Annotated in this window: 18 protein-coding genes, 1 tRNA gene and 1 riboswitch; of the genes, 14 read left to right on the top strand and 5 right to left on the bottom strand. The window is 40.6% G+C overall.

Annotation, left to right across the window (positions count from 1 at the left end):
• Window positions 1-64 precede the first annotated feature (64 nt).
• From DWX23_RS07435 to DWX23_RS07425, 3 genes are all read left to right on the top strand, one after another.
• Complete coding sequence (locus DWX23_RS07435; protein ID WP_122374019.1) at window positions 65-967, top strand: helicase associated domain-containing protein; 903 nt, start codon at window positions 65-67, stop codon at window positions 965-967.
• Window positions 968-1,045: 78 nt separating this feature from the next.
• Window positions 1,046-1,251, top strand: a riboswitch (cobalamin riboswitch).
• Between the two features lie 128 nt (window positions 1,252-1,379).
• Window positions 1,380-3,719: a TonB-dependent siderophore receptor gene (locus DWX23_RS07430; RefSeq protein ID WP_122374018.1), complete on the top strand. Its 2,340-nt coding sequence runs from the start codon at window positions 1,380-1,382 to the stop codon at window positions 3,717-3,719.
• An 11-nt stretch (window positions 3,720-3,730) separates the two neighbouring features.
• Window positions 3,731-4,861, top strand: a complete 1,131-nt coding sequence (locus DWX23_RS07425) for a PepSY domain-containing protein (RefSeq protein WP_122374017.1) — start codon at window positions 3,731-3,733, stop codon at window positions 4,859-4,861.
• Window positions 4,862-4,887: 26 nt separating this feature from the next.
• Here DWX23_RS07425 and DWX23_RS07420 read toward each other — a convergent pair.
• Window positions 4,888-4,958, bottom strand: a tRNA-Gln gene (locus tag DWX23_RS07420).
• Between the two features lie 224 nt (window positions 4,959-5,182).
• Here DWX23_RS07420 and rsfS point away from each other — a divergent pair.
• From rsfS to DWX23_RS07405, 3 genes are all read left to right on the top strand, one after another.
• Entirely contained in the window at window positions 5,183-5,542 is a 360-nt protein-coding gene (gene rsfS, locus DWX23_RS07415) for a ribosome silencing factor (RefSeq protein WP_122352894.1), read from the top strand.
• 28 nt (window positions 5,543-5,570) lie between these two features.
• Complete coding sequence (ftsH, locus tag DWX23_RS07410; protein ID WP_122374016.1) at window positions 5,571-7,634, top strand: ATP-dependent zinc metalloprotease FtsH; 2,064 nt, start codon at window positions 5,571-5,573, stop codon at window positions 7,632-7,634.
• A gap of 158 nt (window positions 7,635-7,792) precedes the next feature.
• Window positions 7,793-8,626: a phosphatidate cytidylyltransferase gene (locus DWX23_RS07405; RefSeq protein ID WP_122374015.1), complete on the top strand. Its 834-nt coding sequence runs from the start codon at window positions 7,793-7,795 to the stop codon at window positions 8,624-8,626.
• On the opposite strand, the gene DWX23_RS07400 is transcribed toward DWX23_RS07405, so the two are convergent.
• Entirely contained in the window at window positions 8,613-9,314 is a 702-nt protein-coding gene (locus DWX23_RS07400) for a porin family protein (protein WP_122352891.1), read from the bottom strand. The two genes, DWX23_RS07405 and DWX23_RS07400, sit on opposite strands and share 14 nt — an antisense overlap.
• A gap of 112 nt (window positions 9,315-9,426) precedes the next feature.
• On the opposite strand from DWX23_RS07400, the gene DWX23_RS07395 reads away from it, so the two are divergent.
• Entirely contained in the window at window positions 9,427-9,597 is a 171-nt protein-coding gene (locus tag DWX23_RS07395) for a DUF362 domain-containing protein (RefSeq protein ID WP_007658993.1), read from the top strand.
• Window positions 9,598-9,698: 101 nt separating this feature from the next.
• On the opposite strand, the gene DWX23_RS07390 is transcribed toward DWX23_RS07395, so the two are convergent.
• Window positions 9,699-10,061 carry a DUF3276 family protein gene (locus DWX23_RS07390; RefSeq protein ID WP_122352890.1) on the bottom strand — a complete coding sequence of 121 codons (363 nt, stop codon included), beginning with the start codon at window positions 10,059-10,061 and terminating at the stop codon, window positions 9,699-9,701.
• 224 nt (window positions 10,062-10,285) lie between these two features.
• Between DWX23_RS07390 and nusB the strand changes: the two genes are divergently transcribed.
• From nusB to DWX23_RS07365, 5 genes are all read left to right on the top strand, one after another.
• Entirely contained in the window at window positions 10,286-11,212 is a 927-nt protein-coding gene (gene nusB / locus DWX23_RS07385) for a transcription antitermination factor NusB (protein WP_122352889.1), read from the top strand.
• Window positions 11,213-11,275: 63 nt separating this feature from the next.
• Complete coding sequence (gene yajC / locus DWX23_RS07380; RefSeq protein WP_007658999.1) at window positions 11,276-11,587, top strand: preprotein translocase subunit YajC; 312 nt, start codon at window positions 11,276-11,278, stop codon at window positions 11,585-11,587.
• A 12-nt stretch (window positions 11,588-11,599) separates the two neighbouring features.
• The gene (locus DWX23_RS07375) at window positions 11,600-12,610 is read left to right on the top strand and encodes a YbbR-like domain-containing protein (RefSeq protein WP_122374014.1); all 1,011 of its coding nucleotides are present in this window, start codon (window positions 11,600-11,602) and stop codon (window positions 12,608-12,610) included.
• Entirely contained in the window at window positions 12,607-13,179 is a 573-nt protein-coding gene (gene coaE / locus DWX23_RS07370; RefSeq protein WP_122374013.1) for a dephospho-CoA kinase, read from the top strand. Before DWX23_RS07375 ends, coaE begins: the two co-directional genes overlap by 4 nt.
• A gap of 66 nt (window positions 13,180-13,245) precedes the next feature.
• Window positions 13,246-13,695 (top strand): DUF5606 domain-containing protein, encoded by a 450-nt coding sequence (locus DWX23_RS07365; protein WP_122374012.1) that lies wholly within the window; start codon window positions 13,246-13,248, stop codon window positions 13,693-13,695.
• A 69-nt stretch (window positions 13,696-13,764) separates the two neighbouring features.
• Here the strand turns inward: DWX23_RS07365 and lon are convergent, their stop codons facing one another.
• The gene (gene lon / locus DWX23_RS07360) at window positions 13,765-16,224 is read right to left on the bottom strand and encodes an endopeptidase La (RefSeq protein ID WP_370450077.1); all 2,460 of its coding nucleotides are present in this window, start codon (window positions 16,222-16,224) and stop codon (window positions 13,765-13,767) included.
• 107 nt (window positions 16,225-16,331) lie between these two features.
• Between lon and DWX23_RS07355 the strand changes: the two genes are divergently transcribed.
• The gene (locus DWX23_RS07355) at window positions 16,332-17,048 is read left to right on the top strand and encodes a tRNA1(Val) (adenine(37)-N6)-methyltransferase (protein WP_122374010.1); all 717 of its coding nucleotides are present in this window, start codon (window positions 16,332-16,334) and stop codon (window positions 17,046-17,048) included.
• Here DWX23_RS07355 and DWX23_RS07350 read toward each other — a convergent pair.
• Window positions 17,033-18,004, bottom strand: a complete 972-nt coding sequence (locus DWX23_RS07350; RefSeq protein WP_122352883.1) for a diacylglycerol kinase family protein — start codon at window positions 18,002-18,004, stop codon at window positions 17,033-17,035. The genes DWX23_RS07355 and DWX23_RS07350 overlap by 16 nt on opposite strands.
• Before the next feature lie 197 nt (window positions 18,005-18,201).
• Between DWX23_RS07350 and DWX23_RS07345 the strand changes: the two genes are divergently transcribed.
• Complete coding sequence (locus DWX23_RS07345; RefSeq protein ID WP_122374167.1) at window positions 18,202-19,389, top strand: pyridoxal phosphate-dependent aminotransferase family protein; 1,188 nt, start codon at window positions 18,202-18,204, stop codon at window positions 19,387-19,389.
• Window positions 19,390-19,486: the final 97 nt, after the last annotated feature.

The raw sequence follows: 19,486 nt of genomic DNA, 5'->3' as shown, positions 1-19,486 counted from the left end.
GGATAATAAAAACATTCGGTTATATAATACACAATAGACAAAGGAGATATAGAGTCGCTAGTATATGAAAAGAAGAAGAAAGAAAAGAAGTACCAAGCAGTATGCGGTTATTGCTTTCTACGAAAAAAACAACAGATGGCCTGCACCTTCGTCGCAAAATGTAAAAGAGCGGCATCTAGGTGAGTGGATTACCAGATGCAGATTTATCAGGAACCATTCTTCGGAGAAACTTACAGAAAAGCAGATTCAATTAATTGATAGAATCGATGCGGATAAGGCTCAAAAAAAGACAGAACGGTGGATGGCTAATTATGAGATGTTGAAAGACTTTGTGGAAAAAGAAAAACGATGGCCTTCCGTCAATGCATCAGAACCGGAAGAAATCAGACTTGTCAACTGGTGCCTGTCACAACGGATTACCAGAAAAAACACCCCCAAAAGCAAACAAAATAAAGAACATATCAAACTGTTGGATGATATCGGTTTCCATTGGAGTTCAAACAACAAAAGAAGAACATGGAAAGAATCGTTCAACCTGGTCAAGGATTATTATGCCCGTACCGGTCAATGGCCTGCCCATACCAGAGATCCGGAAGAGTCGAGACTGGCGAAGTGGTGTAGTAAAATGAGAGCCTATAAAAACCGAACGGATACAAGTGTAACGCTTTCTCCCGGACAGATCAAAAAATTGAGTAATTTAGGTTTCGACTGGACCAATAGCCAGGAGAATAACAGACGCTCACCGGAAAATACCAACAGGATATGGATCGAGAGATATCATCATTTTTGTGAGTTCACAACAAACAACAAACGATACCCTAAGGCGAAATCCGGAGATCCCCAGGAAGAGTCTCTGTATTCATGGTGGATGAGAATGGCTTATTTGAAAAGAAAAGGCAAGCTCAGTAACGAACGTATCCATCTACTTGATTGTATCGGATTCAGATGGGGGAAAGGGAATGAATAGTTGAAAACAAAATTTCCCCACTCTGTCCCCGAAAGATAGGCGCATTCAGGTATTACTTTTATTCTAAAAAATATATTTATATTTGCTGCGATTTTTGGTTCATATAAAATAGACTCTATGAATATGATTAAAAGGGAATCAGGTGTGAATCCTGAGCAGACCCGCTGCTGTATTCTCCACAAAAGTCTTTGAACAACAAATACATCCACTGTTCATCAATGAATGGGAAGGAACGTTCAAAGATGGAGTAAGTCAGAAGACCTGCCAAAATCTTTTTTCTAAGGCTAACGTGGAATATAGCTGAAAGATATGACCAATGGAAAAATTCTAATTTTTCTTTTATCTTTTGTACTAAATTTTCAATTGTTTAGCTGTAATTTTTGTTATTTTTTCAATATTAATAATAATTATTATGGTTACATCATTTACTCGTTGCAGAACTCCATTTTTAATATGGCTGTTTCTGTTTATTTTATTTATTCCCATTTGTACCTTTGCACAAACTAACAGAATGGTTAGTGGTTATATTGTTGATGAAAGCAATAAGGCGTTAGAAAACATTGTAATTTTCATCAAAGGGTCGGAGTTGAGAACGATTACAGATGACAATGGCTACTACTCCATAAATTTAGAAGACTCAAAAAATCATGTATTGATAACCAACAGTTACAATACCGTTTCCGCTGTCCGCGACATTCCTGATGGCGAACAGGATTACAGATTGGATATTCAGCTGTCATATAAATCATTAAGCCTTCCCGAGGTAGATATTACAGGAGCCAAACCCCAAAGCTACAATTCTGATATCGCCTTTTCTGCAACCCGCATGGAAATTCCGGTGCTGGAGATACCGGGATCGGTTGGTATTGTAACAAGAAAATTAATTGAAGACCAGCAGGCAACCACCATGACAGAAGTAGTACGAAATCTGGGTGGTGTCAAAGGAGGAGCTTCTGGTGAAGCCGGTAACATTAACGAGGTATTTTCTTCCCGTGGCTTTTCTATGACAAACTCCCGCAATTATTTCAGAAATGGAGTACGTTATCTCAAATTCTCAAATGATGCTCTCTCAAGTATCGAACGCATCGAAATACTAAAAGGACCTGCATCCGTTCTTTATGGAGCCGTAGAACCTGGTGGTATAATTAATTTTATCACCAAGCCGACTTTATATACTCCCCGCTATGGAGCTTCCATCAGATATGGCAGTTATGATTATAAACAGGCGGCCATCGACTTAACCGGTCCAATAAACACGAAAAAAACAATACGCTATCGCCTGAATGCGATGTACGAAGACGCAGATAAATTCCGTAAACCGCAAAATAGTAAACGATATGACATCACTCCAACCATTGACATTGATTTAGGAAGAAAGACTACTCTTAATCTTGATGCAGACATTTTCAGGGACAAGAGAACACATGATCCCGGAGTTTTACATATAAACAATGAAATTATCGATCATGGGTTCAAAACTTTTTTAGGTGAACCATGGGCTTATGGAAAGTTTACCAACACCAGTTTCGGCTATGAGTTGAAGCACCGTTTTAATAAAGATTGGACATTCAGAAGTTCTGCCCGCCAATATTTCACCCATGAAGACCGTCTGTATTTTCAGATGAAGACACCTCAAAAAGATAGTACAATCACTAGACGTCTAGCACATTGGGATGCAAAAATCAATTATTTAAATCTGATTGAAGAAATTAGCGGTAATTTCACAACAGGCTTTATCAAACATAAAGCGATCGCAGGAGTAGAATTCGGCCGGCTTACCAATAGAAGAAAAGTAAAGGGTAATATGTATACCCCCATAAATTATGTCAACCCTGTATACTCAGAGAAACCGACAGATTTTGAAATGGAACAAAGTACAGATTTATATATCACACAAAATACCGGAGCAATATATTTGCAAGATCAGCTAAGCTTTACCGACCAGCTAAAATTATTAATTGGTGCACGTGCTGACTGGGTAAACGACAAACAGGACAATTATATTAAAGAGACAAAAAGTGATGAAAAGAATTTCGCTATCTCCCCACGTGTTGGTGCGGTTTATATGCCAATACCAAGTTTAAGCCTTTATCTTTCTTATAGCCAATCATTCGTTCCTCAATCCGGCCAGACTAAAGATGGTAAAGCTTTCGATCCGATTCGTTCCAAACAATGGGAAGCCGGTATAAAGAAATCATTCTTCAATGATCGTCTTACCTCTAGCCTGGCGTTCTATAAACTGTCAAAAACAAACTTACCTACCACAGATCCTGAAGATGAAGAATTCAAAATTCTTATCGGTGAACAGACAAGTAAAGGTATAGAATTGGCTGTCTCCGGCGAAATTACCCCGAGCTGGAGTGTCGCATTCAACTATGCATATACACATGCCGAGGTGACCGAAACTAACGACAAGAACTATCCCGTTGGTACAAAGTTGGCAAATATATCTCCCAGTCAGCTCAACTTATGGACTTCTTACCTTGTTAGAGGAGGTGTTGTAAAAGGATTATCGTTTGGTGGCGGCTGGTATTATCAAGGAAAATCTTATGGAAATATGGCCCAAACCATCGAATTGGACTCATACCATATTTTTGACTGTTTTGTTGCCTACAAGCGTAGCTTCTATAAAATTTCCGCAAACTTGAAAAATGTATTCAATCAGGAATACTATACCGGCTCGCAAGGTAATAACCTGTTGTTCCCCGGTACAGCCAGAACACTCATGGTAATGCTGGCTGTTAACTTTTAAAAGACTGTGTTATGATGCACAATTATATCCTCAAAAAGATATTGGTAAATACACATTTATATATAGGACTCATATTAGGGTTAGTGATAACCCTAATATGTGTTTCCGGTTCAGCCATTGTCTATAAACCTGAGTTAGAAAAACTGTCAGTGAAAAAATTGGCATTTGTCGAGCCGTCGGACAGAATAGTTCCATTGCAATATTTACTGGATAACGTTAGAAAAAAATATCCCCAACTAACTATAAGCAACATGGTCCTTTACGGAGGAAAGGATTGCGCATACAGTTTTCGGACCACATCCACGGATGAGAAAGGTCGAATTCAAGTTTATGTCAATCAGTATACGGGGGAAGTCCTTGGGATTGACCGATATCGTCACAAGATATTCCAATGGTTGTATGATTTACATGTCAAGCTTTTATTAAAAAAGAACGGCGTTGTATGGGTTGCAGTATTTGGTTTCTTACTGATATTTCTTATTGTTTCCGGTCTATTTTTATATCCAAGTAAAAAAATATTCAACTTCCGGCAAGGGGAAAAACCAGGCGTCAGATGTTACAGGTTACATATAGTTATAGGACTCTTCACAGCCTTGTTTCTATTTTTAATCGCTTTCACCGGTTGCTATTTTGGGTTCAAAAAAGAATTCCACACTGTATTTGAATCTGTATCATCAGGTAAAGCCTTACAACCAGCTCCCAAAGTTGAAGAGTACTCCGGTCAATGGATTTCTTTAGATGCCATTATGGATATAGCATGTAAAGAATTTACAGAAGGTCGTCCTATGATGATCTTTTTTCCGAAAGACAACAAATCTGTTTTTTCTGTCAGAATGTATCATAGAGGTGACTTTGAAAGAACAGGAAGTAACCACATATATATACACCCTATTACAGGAAAAGTTGTCAAATTAAATTTGTGGAAAGAAAAGCCAACTCCAGAAAAACTGACCCGGTCTATGTATTTCATTCATTTCGGTACTTTCTGGGGACATTATTCACGTATTCTGTGGATCTTTATTGGCCTTGTTGTTCCATTTTTATATTTCACAGGTTTTTATGCATGGTGGTCTAAACTAAAAAGGAGGCAAAACACCCCCTATTCCGCCCCACGTAAAAGAAAATCCCTTGCAAGTTCTTGACTTACAAGGGATCATTTTTTTAGCAGTTGTTCTACCAGGGCTCGAACCTGGAATTTCAGGACCAGAATCTGACGTGTTACCATTACACCATAGAACAGTTTTTGTAGCTTCGAGTAGTATGTTTCTCGATTACGGCTGCAAAGATACGGACATTTTTTATTCTTGCAAATATTTTGCGAAAAAATTTCATCAAAATAAACAATTTTCTTTTTCTCCTGTTTTGAATTTACTGGGTTTATACATATATTAAATAGAGAAAGCATGCAGTTTATAAATTAAGGAGTATATTTGCATCTTCGAAAATTATTCAATAAAAAATAAATGGATCAAACAAAAGAATTAGTAAAAACAATTATTGAAGGCCTACAAGAGAAAAAAGGCAAAAATATTGTAACCGTAGATTTAACCCAACTATCCGGAGCTGTATGCCAATATATGGTGATCTGCGAAGGAAACACACCAACCCAGGTTTCAGCCCTGTCTGATTCCGTTTGGGATTCTGCACGAAGAAAAGCCGGTGAAAAGCCATTGTCTGTCGACGGCAATCAAAGTGCCCAGTGGATAGGTATGGATTATGGCACGGTTCTTGTACACATATTTTTACCGGAACAACGCGAGTTCTATAATCTGGAAACTTTGTGGTCGGACTCAAAGGTCACACAGATCCCGGATCTCGATTAAACCGGATTAATATTATCGAATTCAAAGTATGGAAAATAAAAACGACATGTTTAATAAAGCGCCGAAGAACAATAAGCCTAAAATGTTCCGGTTTAACCTGTATTGGATGTATGGGCTAATATTTATGATGCTTATTGCATTATATCTGACAAACGATTCCTCGGCGTCAAAAGAACTGGGATGGACTGAATTCCAGAAACTGGCTCAGGAAAATGTGTTTGACAAGATGGTTGTCTACAACAAAAAAAACCTTGTTGAAGCTAGTGTTAAAAGCGGACAGAAAGGATTGGTATTTAAGAGTGACAGTACGGCTTTGGGAACAAACCCTAAAGTATATGTAAAAATACCGTCGGCAGACAAATTTTCCGATTTTTACGACAAAGCGGTGACAGATAATCATATCGATACACAAGTACGGTTTGAAGAAGGAGATGATGCAATATGGAACTTTCTGGTATCTTTCGGACCTATTATTCTGATTATTGTCGTATGGATTTTCCTGATGAGAAGAATGTCTGGAGGTGCAGGCGGTGGCCCCGGCGGAGTATTCAGTGTCGGCAAGGCCAAAGCACAACTATTCGATAAAGATAACGACAGGAAAGTTACATTTAAGGATGTAGCAGGATTATCTGAAGCCAAGCAGGAAGTAGAAGAAATAGTCTCTTTCCTCAAAAATCCTGAAAAGTATACGGAACTGGGAGGTAAAATTCCTAAAGGTGCCCTGTTGGTTGGTCCTCCGGGAACCGGTAAAACATTACTGGCAAAAGCAGTAGCTGGTGAAGCAGATGTACCATTTTTCTCATTGTCTGGTTCCGACTTCGTGGAAATGTTTGTCGGTGTAGGTGCATCACGTGTTCGTGACCTGTTCCGTCAGGCAAAAGAAAAGTCACCTTGTATCGTATTCATTGACGAGATCGACGCCGTTGGCCGTGCCCGTGGTAAGAACGTGAATATGAATAGTAATGACGAACGTGAAAACACGCTGAACCAGTTATTGACAGAAATGGACGGTTTCGGTTCCAATAGCGGTGTGATCATTTTAGCAGCAACTAACCGTGCAGATATCCTGGATAAGGCTTTACTTCGTGCAGGACGTTTCGACCGCCAGATCCATGTGGAATTACCGGATCTAAATGAACGTAAAGAAATATTCGGAGTACATTTACGCCCGATTAAAATAGATGAGAGTGTCGATGCAGAATTTCTGGCACGCCAGACTCCGGGTTTCTCCGGAGCCGATATCGCGAATGTTTGCAATGAAGCAGCATTGATAGCTGCCCGTAGCGGAAAGAAATTTGTCCAGAAAGAAGATTTCATGAATGCTGTAGACCGTATTGTCGGAGGTTTGGAAAAACGGACCCGCATAACCACAGCAGACGAACGCAATAGTATTGCTAATCATGAAGCCGGCCACGCAACTCTAAGTTGGTTACTTGAACATGCCAACCCTTTGGTAAAAGTAACTATTGTTCCTAGAGGTAAAGCGTTGGGAGCAGCCTGGTACTTACCGGAAGAACGCCAGATCACTACCCGTGAACAGCTACTCGATGAAATGTGTGCAACACTGGGTGGACGGGCTGCAGAAGAATTGTTCCTAGGCAAAATTTCGACTGGAGCATCCAATGACCTGGAACGTGTCACCAAGCAGGCCTACGCTATGGTTGTTTACTTTGGTATGAGTGATAAACTCCCGAACCTGAATTATTACGATTCAACCGGTCAGGACTGGGGATTCACTAAACCATACAGTGAAGAGACATCTCGCATGATCGACCAGGAAGTACAAAAGATCATCAACGAACAATATGAACGTGCAAAGAAAATCCTGTCAGAAAATGCAGAAGGGCACAACCAACTGGCACAGGTATTGCTTGAACGGGAAGTGATCTATACAGAAGATGTGGAACATATCTTTGGCAAACGGGCCTGGATCTCACGCTCACAGGAAATTCTGGAATTGCAGGAAAAGGCAAACAATGAGAAACAGGCAGCTGCTGACGACAAAAAAACGGAAGATACAGACAGCCAGGCAACCGACAATAAAGTCCAGGTTGTTACGGCCAGTGTCAGTGAGACTGACAATATTGCCTGACAAATATTTTTTACCGGACACAGATAACGCAGAGCACGCAGACTGCGTTATCTGTGTCCGGTTTATTTGTTTTGCCACACTCTATCCTGTTTATATTTAGATTTATTCTTTATCTTTGCACGAAAAATAAATCAACAAACGAACAAAACGATACAGTATTGAAAAATCTGATAAAACGGGCGCTTACCGGTATAATCTTCGTTGCGGTACTAGTTGGAGCAATTTGCTACCATCCAATCTCTTTTCTCATCGTATTCGGTATAATTACCGGATTGACTTTATGGGAATTCTACGGCTTGGTGAAACATTATGAAGAAGCCTCTATCAAGCGAACAATCTCATCACTGGGAGGAGCTTATCTATTTGCTGCCACTTTCGCTTACACCAATCAACTGACAGATGGTATCATTTTCCTGCCCTATATCCTATTCCTTATATATATACTGGTTGCCGAATTATATTATAAAGCACCGAATCCGATCAATAACTGGGCATTTACCATTTTTGCACAGGTATATTGTGCCGGTACATTCTCGATGCTGAACTTTATAGCTACCATACCGGATACTCCCGGACAAATCGTTTATTCGCCTTTGTTCATTATGGCAATCTTCATTTTCATCTGGCTGAATGATACCGGAGCATATCTGGTCGGTTCCATGATCGGAAAAAGAAGATTGTTTGAACGCATATCTCCTAAAAAATCATGGGAAGGATTTTTCGGAGGACTAGCTGTCGCTTTAGGAGCGTCACAAGTTCTGGCATGGTATGCCCCGGAAGTAAGCTGGTATAACTGGCTGGGATTATCAGCTACCGTTGTCCTGTTTGGGACCTGGGGAGACCTGATCGAGTCATTACTGAAACGCACGCTGGGTGTTAAAGATTCCGGCAACGTTCTCCCCGGTCATGGAGGAATGCTCGACCGGTTCGATAGTCTGATGCTGGCTGCTCCTGCCGCTTACATTTATATAGAAGTGTTTATTCGAAATTAAACGTCAGCGAAACCATACGTGAAGTTGCTTTCGATAACGCATTCGGATACTTGATAAGATCTTTATCAGTAAGGTCACTACGATCTTTTTGCAAAAGGTCGACTAGCCCGAAACTAAACTTCAATTCGGGACAGAGCTTAAAAAACGGCAGGTAAATATCACATCCGATACCAAACTCCAAACCGAAATCAGCTCCTTTCAACAAGACAGGCATCCCCTTTTTACGTCCAAGATCCATCGCACCATATATACCTCCTATTAAATAAGGACGATAATTATTCAACCGAAGGGCAGAAAACTTCACATTCAGAGGAAAACTCAGGATAGTAGAACGGACAGAAGTAGAGAACTCCTCACCGGTTTCCTGTTCACGGAACAGAAACTTTTTATCCCCGAAATGCACGGTGGGAACAAAACGCAAATTAAAATATGGATTCAGATACATATCACCTATAACACCGACACTGAATCCTGGCGAATAACTAGGAATTTCAGCAAACCATATCTCACCATCGGTTGTAACACCGGTATTGGTCAACAACAAATCCTGCGCATGCAATCCGACATGGAATCCTAAATGGAGCCACTTCAAATCGGCATACGGCTGATTTTTAACCTTTTCTTTTTGCGCCATCACACCAGGGATGGCAAGGCTACACACTAATATTAAAAGTAATAGACGTCTCAACTCTCAATCAATTTTGAATAATAACGAAAAAGATCAGAACTTATTGCAGAAATACAAATAAAACTCTATTTTTGCACCAACTAATAGTTATCAATTTTAAACGTTTAAGAAAATGGCTTATTTAATTAGTGAAGATTGTATTGCTTGCGGTACTTGCATCGACGAGTGTCCGGTAGGAGCTATTTCAGAAGGTGATATCTATCATATCGATCCTGAAATGTGTACTGATTGTGGTACTTGTGCTGACGCTTGTCCTACTGAAGCAATTCATCCGGTTGCATAAACCGCAGTAAAATAGGCAACCTTTACAACAGGATACCTATAAAAGATAACGAGCTGCCTATTCTTTAAAGAAAAGCAGCTCGTTATTATTTTTCCCCCTTCTTAGAAATCGATGTCCAGTTTTATCTCATCTGAATCATCGTCTGTTTTTGTTTCAGCATCCGGGGCCTGTGCTTTTTGATCTTCGGAGTTTCGCTGTTTGATGTAATTGATTACATCATTCATTCCCTCCATAAACTTCTCAAAATCCTCCTTATAAAGGAAAATCTTATGCTTCTCAAAAGAGACCTGTGTTCCGTTTTTAGGCTGTACCTTTTTACTTTCGGTAACCGCCAGAAACAAATCGTCTTTCAAGTTCTTCTTCACATCCAGATAATAGATCCGCTTACCTGCTTTTATGGCTTTAGAGTACAGAATCTCTTTATCGCCACCTTCAACCTGTGTTTTCTTCACCGACTCATCCATATAGCCAACATTTGTTAAATACCCACCCAATATTCATAACTTGCTTCAAATATGTGCATTTTTTTTTAAACAACAACTATTTTAACTCATCAAAATATCTGATTTTACGTTTGAAAGTGTAAAATAACACCTAACTCATGTAAAATTAAATAAACCAGGACTCTTTTATCAAAAGAATGACTACCTTTGCAACCTAATTTATAATAAAGTAGTTCCTTCAAACGATGATCAACAGAATTTTAATCCGCATTAAAGTTTTACAGATAGTTTACTCATTCTATCAAAACGGAAACAATGACCTCAAAGTAGCGGAAAATGAATTGCTTTTCAGCTTACGGAAGTCGTATGACTTATATCACTACTTCCTCCTTCTAATTATCGAAGTCACCAATTTACAAAGACGTACGCTTGACGCTAAAAAATGCAAGTACATGCCGACTCACGCAGAGTTGAATCCCAATACCCGTCTGGTAGATAACCGTTTCGCAGCCCAGGTCGCAGAAAACGAAGCTCTTCAGAAATATGTAGCAGAACAAGGGTTGTCATGGGTTAACGATGAAGAGTTTGTAAAAAATGTACTGGATATAATCCTGGCTTCGGATTTGTATAACGAATATCTGGATAATGAGAATGATTCGTACGAGACAGACAAAGAGTTTTGGCGTGCCGTATTCAAAAAGTTAATCTGTGGTAATGAACAGATTGAAGAATTTCTGGAAGATAAAAGTATCTACTGGAATGACGATATCGGAATCGTTGAAACATTTACATTAAAAACAATCAAGCAATTTGAGGAAAAAAGCGGTAGCAAACAAAAATTGTTACCGATGTTCAAAGACATGGAAGACCAGTCTTTTGCAATCAAACTATTCCGCCAGTCATTGCTGAAAGGTTCCGAATATCGCGAACGTATCAATAAACATATGAAAAACTGGGAAGCTGAACGCATTGCCAATATGGACCTCATTATTATGCAGGTAGCCTTGGCTGAAATCATGACATTCCCGACAATTCCTATCAATGTCACATTGAACGAATATATCGACACAGCAAAATACTACAGTACTCCTAAAAGCGGAGTGTTTATTAATGGAATATTAGATTCTATTGTATCCGAGTTAAAAAAAGAAAAGGTATTGCTTAAAGACTAATTATTATCCTTACATTTGTAGTTAGTCAACTTGGTACAAATTTATAAATGAATATAATTAATTATGAGCTTAGTTAGTATTTTACTTCAGGCTGCCGGAGGCCAGTCACAATGGTCAGGCATCTTAATGATGGTAGTTATCGTTGCCATCTTCTATTTCTTCATGATCCGTCCGCAACAGAAAAAGCAGAAAGAGATCCAGAAATCGCGTGAAGCGTTGAAAACCGGTGACAAAGTAATCACTGCCGGAGGTATTTACGGTAAGATTAAAGAAATCGGTGATACTTATATGCTGATAGAAATTTCAGACGGCGTACGTATCCGTGTTGATAAAACTTCTATCTTTGCTTCATCAGAAGACGCACAGCAAAAATAAGGAACAACAAATATGCCGCAGCTTGATAATATAAATCAATCATTCAAGTCTGCCCGGATGAAGATTAATGCTTTTCTGCGTCGTCAGAGATGGAAGGAAGCATTGATCTTTTTCTTTTTTGTACTACTGTCATTAGGTTTCTGGTTATTACAGAGCCTCCAGCAGGAATATGAGATAGAAATAAACATACCGGTCAGATATAAGAATATCCCCCCTGATATCTCCTTTACGGAAACACCTCCCCAAGTGGTTATTGCCAAAGTAAAGGATAAAGGAAGTGTTCTGTTGAACTATTCCTTCGGGAGATCATTTGCTCCAATCGAGACGAATATGAAAAATCAAGCAGAAAAAAGCGGTTCCATATCCATTTCTAAAAAAGCGATCGAAAACGATATTCAAAAACAATTGCTGGCAACCACCTCTTTGGTTACTTTTGAACCTCAGCACATTGAAGCAGCATACAGCAAACGTATCAAAAAAGAGATTCCTGTTGTATTCAATGGGACGATCCAGACAAACCCAGGTTTTCACGTATCCGGTAATATAACAATCTCACCGATGAATATCAGCGTATATGCAAGTGATGTAGTCCTGGATACTCTGAACCAGGCGAAAACGGTATTTACGGAAATAAAAAAAGGTAATAAAACAATCACAAAGACCATACAACTGCAGAAGGTCAGCGAAGCGACTTATGATCCGACCAGTGTTACTATAACGATCCCTATTGAGGAGTTTACAGAAAAAACACTGGAAATTCCGGTACTTTGTACGGATTTGCCACCTCATTATACGTTACGCACTTTCCCTTCTGTTGCAAAGGTGACATGCAGTATTCCGTTATCTCGTTTCAAGGACTTATCGGAAGACGCCTTTGAGATCAGATTTTCTTTTAAAGACCTGGAACAAAACGTATCAGGCTCCTTACCTATCCAACTGACAAAAAAGCCGGATTGGGTAAATTCTGTGGCGCTCGTTCCGGACAAAATAGAATTCATCCTGGAACAAAATAATCTTCAATGATCAAAATTGGCATAACGGGAGGTATAGGAAGCGGTAAATCGGTAATCGCTACTTTATTGAATCTATATGGAGTACCGGTTTACGTAGCTGATACGGAAAGTAAAATATTGACTGAGACTTCTCCGGTAATCAGAAAAAAACTTATAGCATTGTTCGGGAACAGCATTTATACAGAAAACGGACTGAATAAAAAATTGTTGGCGTCATACATATTTAACACTCCTGAATACCTTCAACAGGTAAACGCAATCATCCACCCTGAAGTCAACCGGCATTTCTCTGAGTGGACAAAGGCCCAGACTGCTAATGTATGCGCTATTGAATCGGCAATTCTCTTCGAATCAGGTTTCAACAAAGCGGTAGACAGAAGCCTGATGGTGTATGCTCCCCTGGAGCTCCGTATTGAACGGGCTGTCTCACGGGATAATGTTCTCAAGGAAGAAATCGTACGCCGCATCGAAAATCAGTTTCCGGACGAAACAAAAAGGGACCAGTCTGATTATGTCATTTACAATGATGATAAGCAGGCATTACTCCCCCAGATTGAAAAATTTCTGGCGTCTTTATAGAATTAATCGCATAGTTATGCTACATTTGCAGCTTTAAAGTTTAACACTATTAGAAAACGAAGTATTATGTTGAAGACTATTTTGTCTATTTCGGGAAAACCGGGATTATTTAGATTGGTTTCCCACGGAAAGAACATGCTGATTGTCGAATCGCTGACAGATAAAAAAAGAGTACCCGCTTATGCAAAAGATAAAGTGATCTCGCTAGGTGATATAGCTATTTACACGAACGAGACGGAAGTTCCTTTGCACGAAGTTCTTACCAGCGTAAAAAATAAAGAAAACGGGGCTAAAATAACAGTACCTTCAAACACAAATGAATTGCGTACTTATTTCGCCGAAGTTTTACCTGATTTCGACCGTGAAAGGGTATATCCCAGCGATATCAAGAAATTGCTGACATGGTATAACATCCTGATCGGAGCAGATATCACCGATTTTACCCCGGAAGAAGAACCGGCTACAGAAGAAACAACAGCCGAGACAGAAACTAACGCTGAAGAAAAAACTGAATAAGAATCGATCAGTAACAAAAAAGCCGCTGCATTAATTAATGCAGCGGCTTTTTTGTTATAGCAGATCAAATCAGAATAACGGATTATCCACCTTTTCTTTCAACAGAGCGATATCGATCACCTGATGAATATCTTCCACATAATGGAATGTCAATCCCTTTACATAATCAGCCTTGATTTCTTCAATATCCTTTTGGTTTTCCTTGCAAAGGATCAATTCTTTGATGCCTGCCCGTTTGGCAGCCAGGATCTTTTCCTTGATACCTCCGACCGGAAGAACTTTTCCACGCAACGTTATTTCACCCGTCATAGCCAGATTCTTCCTTACCTTACGCTGGGTAAATGCAGATACGAGCGAAGTAACCATGGTCACACCGGCACTGGGGCCATCTTTAGGTATCGCACCTTCCGGGACATGAATATGCACATTCCAGTTCTCAAATAAATCCTCATTTATATTGAACACAGATGCATGTGCGTGAATATACTCAAGTGCCAACATGGCAGATTCTTTCATCACATCACCCAAATTTCCTGTCAAAGTTAACTTCGAGCCTTTTCCACGACTCAAGCTGGACTCTACAAAAAGGATCTCTCCCCCTACGGCAGTCCACGCCAAACCGGTAACAACTCCGGCATACTCATTACCCTGGTATTTATCACGGCTGTATTCTACCGGACCCAGATAATCATGAAGGTCTTCCGGCTTGATCTGTGCCGGGATCGCTTCGTCGGAAGCTACTTTACGAGCCAGCTTGCGCATTACTTTGGCGATCTTCTTATCCAATTCACGTACGCCGCTCTCACGAGTATACGATTCTATAATAACTTGTAACGTCTTCTTAGGGAACTTCACCTTGCCCTTACTCAGTCCATGGGCTTCCAACTGCTTCGGCACCAGATGACGGGCTGCTATTTCTACTTTTTCTTCCAGGATGTATCCGCTCACTTCAATCAATTCCATACGATCCAGTAAAGGCTGCGAAATCGTATTCAGATTGTTAGCCGTAGCGATAAACATCACTTTACTCAAATCATAATCTATATCCAGATAATTATCGTGGAAAGCAGAATTCTGCTCCGGATCCAGAACTTCCAGCAATGCAGAAGCCGGGTCCCCTTTGAAATCGTTCGTCACCTTATCTATTTCATCCAGGATAAACACAGGATTTGAACTACCTGCTTTCTGGATATTCTGGATAATACGTCCGCTCATGGCTCCTATATAAGTACGGCGATGACCACGTATCTCAGCCTCATCGTGTAAACCTCCTAACGAGACACGTACATATTTACGATGCAAAGCCTCTGCTATCGATTTACCCAAAGAAGTCTTACCAACTCCCGGAGGTCCGTATAAACAGATGATCGGCGACTTCATATCACCTTTCAGCTTCAGTACGGCCAAATGTTCTATAATACGTTCTTTTACCTTTTCCAGTCCATAATGATCACGGTCGAGAACTTTCTGAGCATGTGTCAGATTGAAGTTATCCTTACTGTATTCATTCCACGGTAAATTGATAATGGTCTGCACATATTGCGTCTGTATGGAGAAATCAGGTGATTGCGGATGCAAACGTTCTAGCTTACGAATCTCTTTCTCAAATATTTCAGCAACAGAAATCGGCCATTTCTTCTTGGCAGCTTTCTCCCGTAGTTCTTTTATCTCCAGTTCATTTATATTACCACCCAATTCTTCCTGGATAGTTTTGATCTGCTGCTGCAGGAAATACTCCCGCTGCTGCTGATTGATATCCTCATGTGTCTTCATCTGGATAGAAGCTTTTAATTCCACCAACTGATATTCACGATTCAGGATAAACAACAGGCGATAAGCACGATCTTTCAGATCACCGATCAACAATAGTTCCTGTTTTTCGGAAGCTCCACTGGGAATATTGCTACAAGAGAAATTGACCAGATAAAGGATATTCTTATTATTTTTTATCGAAAAGATCAAATCGCGGGGTGGATCGCTCATTGCGCCCAACATCTTAATCGTCAAATCCTTGATCGTCGAAATAAGAGCTTCGAACTCCCGGTCGGTCTTATCCGGCATCTTATCCTCCAATAAGGATATTTTTCCTTTCAGATAGGGTTCCGTATCTTCCAGAGCTTCCAGCGAGAAGCGTTTCTTTCCTTGCAAAATAACGGTAGTCGTACCATCCGGCATTTCCAGCACGCGAACAATATCAGCGATCACACCAGTCGTATACAAATCATCAAAATCCGGATCTTCTGTGTTCATTTCCTTTTGGCAGACAACTCCGATCAAAGATTTATTGTGGACGGCTTCTTTTATCAGACGCATAGATTTAGGCCTGCCAACAATAACCGGCATGGCTACTCCCGGAAAAAGAACCATATTCCTTAACGGAAGAATAGGAACTATGTTCCCTACCTTTTCTATTCCTTCTGTAAAATCCTCATCCACATCGCATTCTGTAAGGATAGGCATTACAATCCCAATATTATCATCCAAATCGTCATACGACTCTTCGGTAAACCTCTTCATTCTTTCTTTCATCATATTACTTCCCTATCAATTGTACTGATTGATACAATAAACGTGCCAAAGTTACAGCTTTTCAGGTAATTCTAACTACTTTTGTACCCCACAATATAAAAATATGTATGGCTAATCCTTATTTTCAATTCAAAAAGTTCACGATCCGGCATGATAAATGTGCAATGAAAGTCGGAACAGATGCTGTTTTGCTTGGAGCATGGGCTGATATCACGGCATGCAAAAACATATTGGATATAGGAACCGGGACCGGAATTATCGCTTTAATGCTTGCTCAACGATGTTTTGCGAACATCGATGCAATCGACATCGATACGGATGCCTATAGCCAGGCGAAAGAGAATGTTGCCGCTTCCCCATTTGCAGAAAGGATTAACGTCATACATGCTTCCTGCTCCGAATACACCGGTTCATGTGCACGGGAAAAATATGACCTGATCGTTTCCAATCCGCCCTATTTCATTAATTCCCTGAAATGTCCTGACAACAAGCGTTCGGTCGCACGCCATACAGACAGTCTGTCCTTATTCGAACTGATTGACGATTCGTGTTCATTATTGTCTTTATCCGGACGCATTGCCCTGGTCTTGCCTTACGAGCAATTGGGAGAAATCGAAATGATCGCTCGTAAAAATCATCTGTCTATTTGCAGGCAAACCGATGTTATCCCCATTCCCGGAGCTCAACCCAAACGACTTTTGATTGAACTCTCCATGACCTCTACAGATATAAAAAACCGGAATACACTGATCATTGAAGAAGCCAGACATCAGTATACTCCGGAGTATATAGCATTAACCAAAGATTTTTACCTGAAAATGTAAGGCAATTTCTTATCGAAGAACCGGGTCACTTCACCAAACAAGTTGTGCACCTCCTCGGTAAAAGAGACAACTTCCGGTGTTATGACATGCAATGACTGTGGTATAACCGAAATATCGATCCGATTGTCAGCCATGATCGGTTCCCCATCCAGGTGCATAACCCCCGGGCTCTGACGAATAATCGTTACTTGCCGTGCCTTCATCGTCTTGATCTTACTATTCCGGTCGATCTGTTTCGTAAATAACTGGATTGCCAAAGGTGCTATATCCAACGGCATAAAAGGAGACAGAATAGTCAAATCCATCTGACCGTCCTGTATATTGGCATGAGGAGCTATAAAAGCATTATTCCCGTACTGGGAGGCATTCGCACATGCTACCAGAAATGCTTTTTCCTTGATCGTCTGATTATCTACCAGCAACTCATACGGCTCCGGCTTGTAACTCAGATATTCTGCCACCGTATTTTTAATATAGGTAAGAGATCCGCGTCGCTTCTCCTCGGCAAACTTCTGGCTTACCGCAGCATCAAAGCCAACCCCGCAGGTACAAAAAAACACACGGTCGTTTGCCTTACAGCAATCTATTGTCGAAACATGTCCTTTTATGATCAGTTCCAATGCCCGTTTAGCATCCATCGGTATATGGAGCTCACGAGCCAGTCCGTTACCGGATCCTTTCGGAACAATCCCCAAAACGGCATCCGAATGAACCATAGCACGAGCTATTTCATTTACCGTGCCGTCGCCACCTACAGCTATAATACAATTAGCCCCTGCGTCAATCGCTTTTCTCGTCAACTCGCTGGCATGCCCCGGATATTCCGTAAAAGAGATCTCCAGCGAACAACCGCCTTTCTCGCACATTTGTTCGATCATCTTAGGGATCTTTCGCTTCGAACCTACTCCGGAAATAGGATTTATTATAGCCTGTACCGTTATTTTTTTCCCGTCCATCCTAACTGTTTATAAAGATTGAAGCGACAAAAATAATGCTTTTGTAAAACTTTTAAAGCATTAAGGCTACTATAAGTTATTTTTTTACTACTTTTGCGGCTGGATTTGCCGAAACATAGGTGAATATGTATACGACAAACCTTCAATTCTATAATGGAATTTTAATAAGCGAGAAAATCATTCTCTTCAATAATAATATGAAACTTTTACAAGAGAAACTAGCAAAGTACGATGCTCCTCAAAAAGCTATGGCTGCAGGAATTTACCCTTACTTCAGAATGATCGAAAGCGATCAGGATACTGAAGTAATGATCAGTGGTAAAAAAGTCTTGATGTTTGGTTCAAATGCTTATTTAGGATTGACTAACCATCCTAAAGTAAAAGAGGCAGCAATTGAAGCGATCAAGAAGTACGGTACGGGTTGTGCCGGTTCACGTTTCCTGAACGGAACGCTTGACATCCACATTCAATTGGAAAAACGTCTGGCCGAATTCGTAGGGAAAGAAGATGCGATCGTGTATTCAACAGGTTTCCAGGTGAATCTGGGAGTAGTTTCCTGCCTGACAGGACGTGAAGATTATATCTTGTGGGATGAGCTGGACCATGCCTCCATTATCGAAGGTCACCGTCTGTCTTTCTCAACTAAACTGAAATACAAGCATAACGACATGGAATCGCTGGAAAAACAACTCCAGAAATGCGAGCCCGATAAAGTTAAGCTGATCGTCATCGACGGTGTATTCAGTATGGAAGGAGATATAGCCAAACTTCCTGAGATCGTAGCCTTGGCAAAGAAATACAATGCCAGCATTATGGTCGACGAAGCACATGGCCTGGGAGTTCTCGGAGATCACGGACGCGGAACATGTAACCATTTCGGTGTTACCGACGACGTAGACCTGATCATGGGTACGTTCAGTAAATCACTGGCTTCTATCGGTGGTTTTATCGCTTCAGACAAAGACACGATCAATTACCTCCGCCACAATTCACGTTCATACATTTTCAGTGCAAGTAACACGCCGGCAGCTACAGCAGCAGCAGGTGCAGCACTCGATATTATGCTGAGTGAACCGGAACGTATCGAACATCTTTGGGATCTGACCCATTACGCACTGGACGGTTTCCGCAACATGGGTTGCGAGATCGGACATACCGCAACACCGATCATCCCGCTGTTTATCCGCGATAACGATCTGACATTCCTGATCGTTAAGGAACTGTTCGAAGCAGGAATCTTCGTCAATCCGGTAGTTTCTCCGGCTGTTGCTCCGGAAGATACGCTGATCCGCTTCTCACTGATGGCAACCCATACAAAAGAGCAGTTGGATTATGCCCTTGAAGCAATTCATAAAGTATTTAAAAGTCACGGCTTAGTATACTAAACTGTTACTATTTTTATAATAAAAGGCTCCCAAACGGTAGAAATACAAGCTTGGGGGCCTTTCACGTCTCTCCTATTCTTGTTTTTTCACTTTCCCT

This window comes from Parabacteroides sp. AF18-52 (genome assembly GCF_003479145.1).
Taxonomy (GTDB): Bacteria; Bacteroidota; Bacteroidia; order Bacteroidales; family Tannerellaceae; genus Parabacteroides; species Parabacteroides faecis.
Note: the sequence above shows the minus strand (reverse complement) of the source record. Positions and strands in the feature narration are given on the sequence as shown.

Excerpts from the sequence above, each read along its gene's own strand:
- DWX23_RS07435 (WP_122374019.1), top strand. The coding sequence starts at position 65 with ATGAAAAGAAGAAGAAAGAAAAGAAGTACCAAGCAGTATGCGGTTATT.
- DWX23_RS07430 (WP_122374018.1), top strand. The coding sequence starts at position 1,380 with ATGGTTACATCATTTACTCGTTGCAGAACTCCATTTTTAATATGGCTG.
- DWX23_RS07425 (WP_122374017.1), top strand. The coding sequence starts at position 3,731 with ATGATGCACAATTATATCCTCAAAAAGATATTGGTAAATACACATTTA.
- rsfS (WP_122352894.1), top strand. The coding sequence starts at position 5,183 with ATGGATCAAACAAAAGAATTAGTAAAAACAATTATTGAAGGCCTACAA.
- ftsH (WP_122374016.1), top strand. The coding sequence starts at position 5,571 with ATGGAAAATAAAAACGACATGTTTAATAAAGCGCCGAAGAACAATAAG.
- DWX23_RS07395 (WP_007658993.1), top strand. The coding sequence starts at position 9,427 with ATGGCTTATTTAATTAGTGAAGATTGTATTGCTTGCGGTACTTGCATC.
- DWX23_RS07390 (WP_122352890.1), bottom strand. The coding sequence starts at position 10,061 with ATGGATGAGTCGGTGAAGAAAACACAGGTTGAAGGTGGCGATAAAGAG.
- nusB (WP_122352889.1), top strand. The coding sequence starts at position 10,286 with ATGATCAACAGAATTTTAATCCGCATTAAAGTTTTACAGATAGTTTAC.
- yajC (WP_007658999.1), top strand. The coding sequence starts at position 11,276 with ATGAGCTTAGTTAGTATTTTACTTCAGGCTGCCGGAGGCCAGTCACAA.
- DWX23_RS07375 (WP_122374014.1), top strand. The coding sequence starts at position 11,600 with ATGCCGCAGCTTGATAATATAAATCAATCATTCAAGTCTGCCCGGATG.
- coaE (WP_122374013.1), top strand. The coding sequence starts at position 12,607 with ATGATCAAAATTGGCATAACGGGAGGTATAGGAAGCGGTAAATCGGTA.
- DWX23_RS07365 (WP_122374012.1), top strand. The coding sequence starts at position 13,246 with ATGTTGAAGACTATTTTGTCTATTTCGGGAAAACCGGGATTATTTAGA.
- lon (WP_370450077.1), bottom strand. The coding sequence starts at position 16,224 with ATGAAAGAAAGAATGAAGAGGTTTACCGAAGAGTCGTATGACGATTTG.
- DWX23_RS07355 (WP_122374010.1), top strand. The coding sequence starts at position 16,332 with ATGGCTAATCCTTATTTTCAATTCAAAAAGTTCACGATCCGGCATGAT.
- DWX23_RS07350 (WP_122352883.1), bottom strand. The coding sequence starts at position 18,004 with ATGGACGGGAAAAAAATAACGGTACAGGCTATAATAAATCCTATTTCC.
- DWX23_RS07345 (WP_122374167.1), top strand. The coding sequence starts at position 18,202 with ATGAAACTTTTACAAGAGAAACTAGCAAAGTACGATGCTCCTCAAAAA.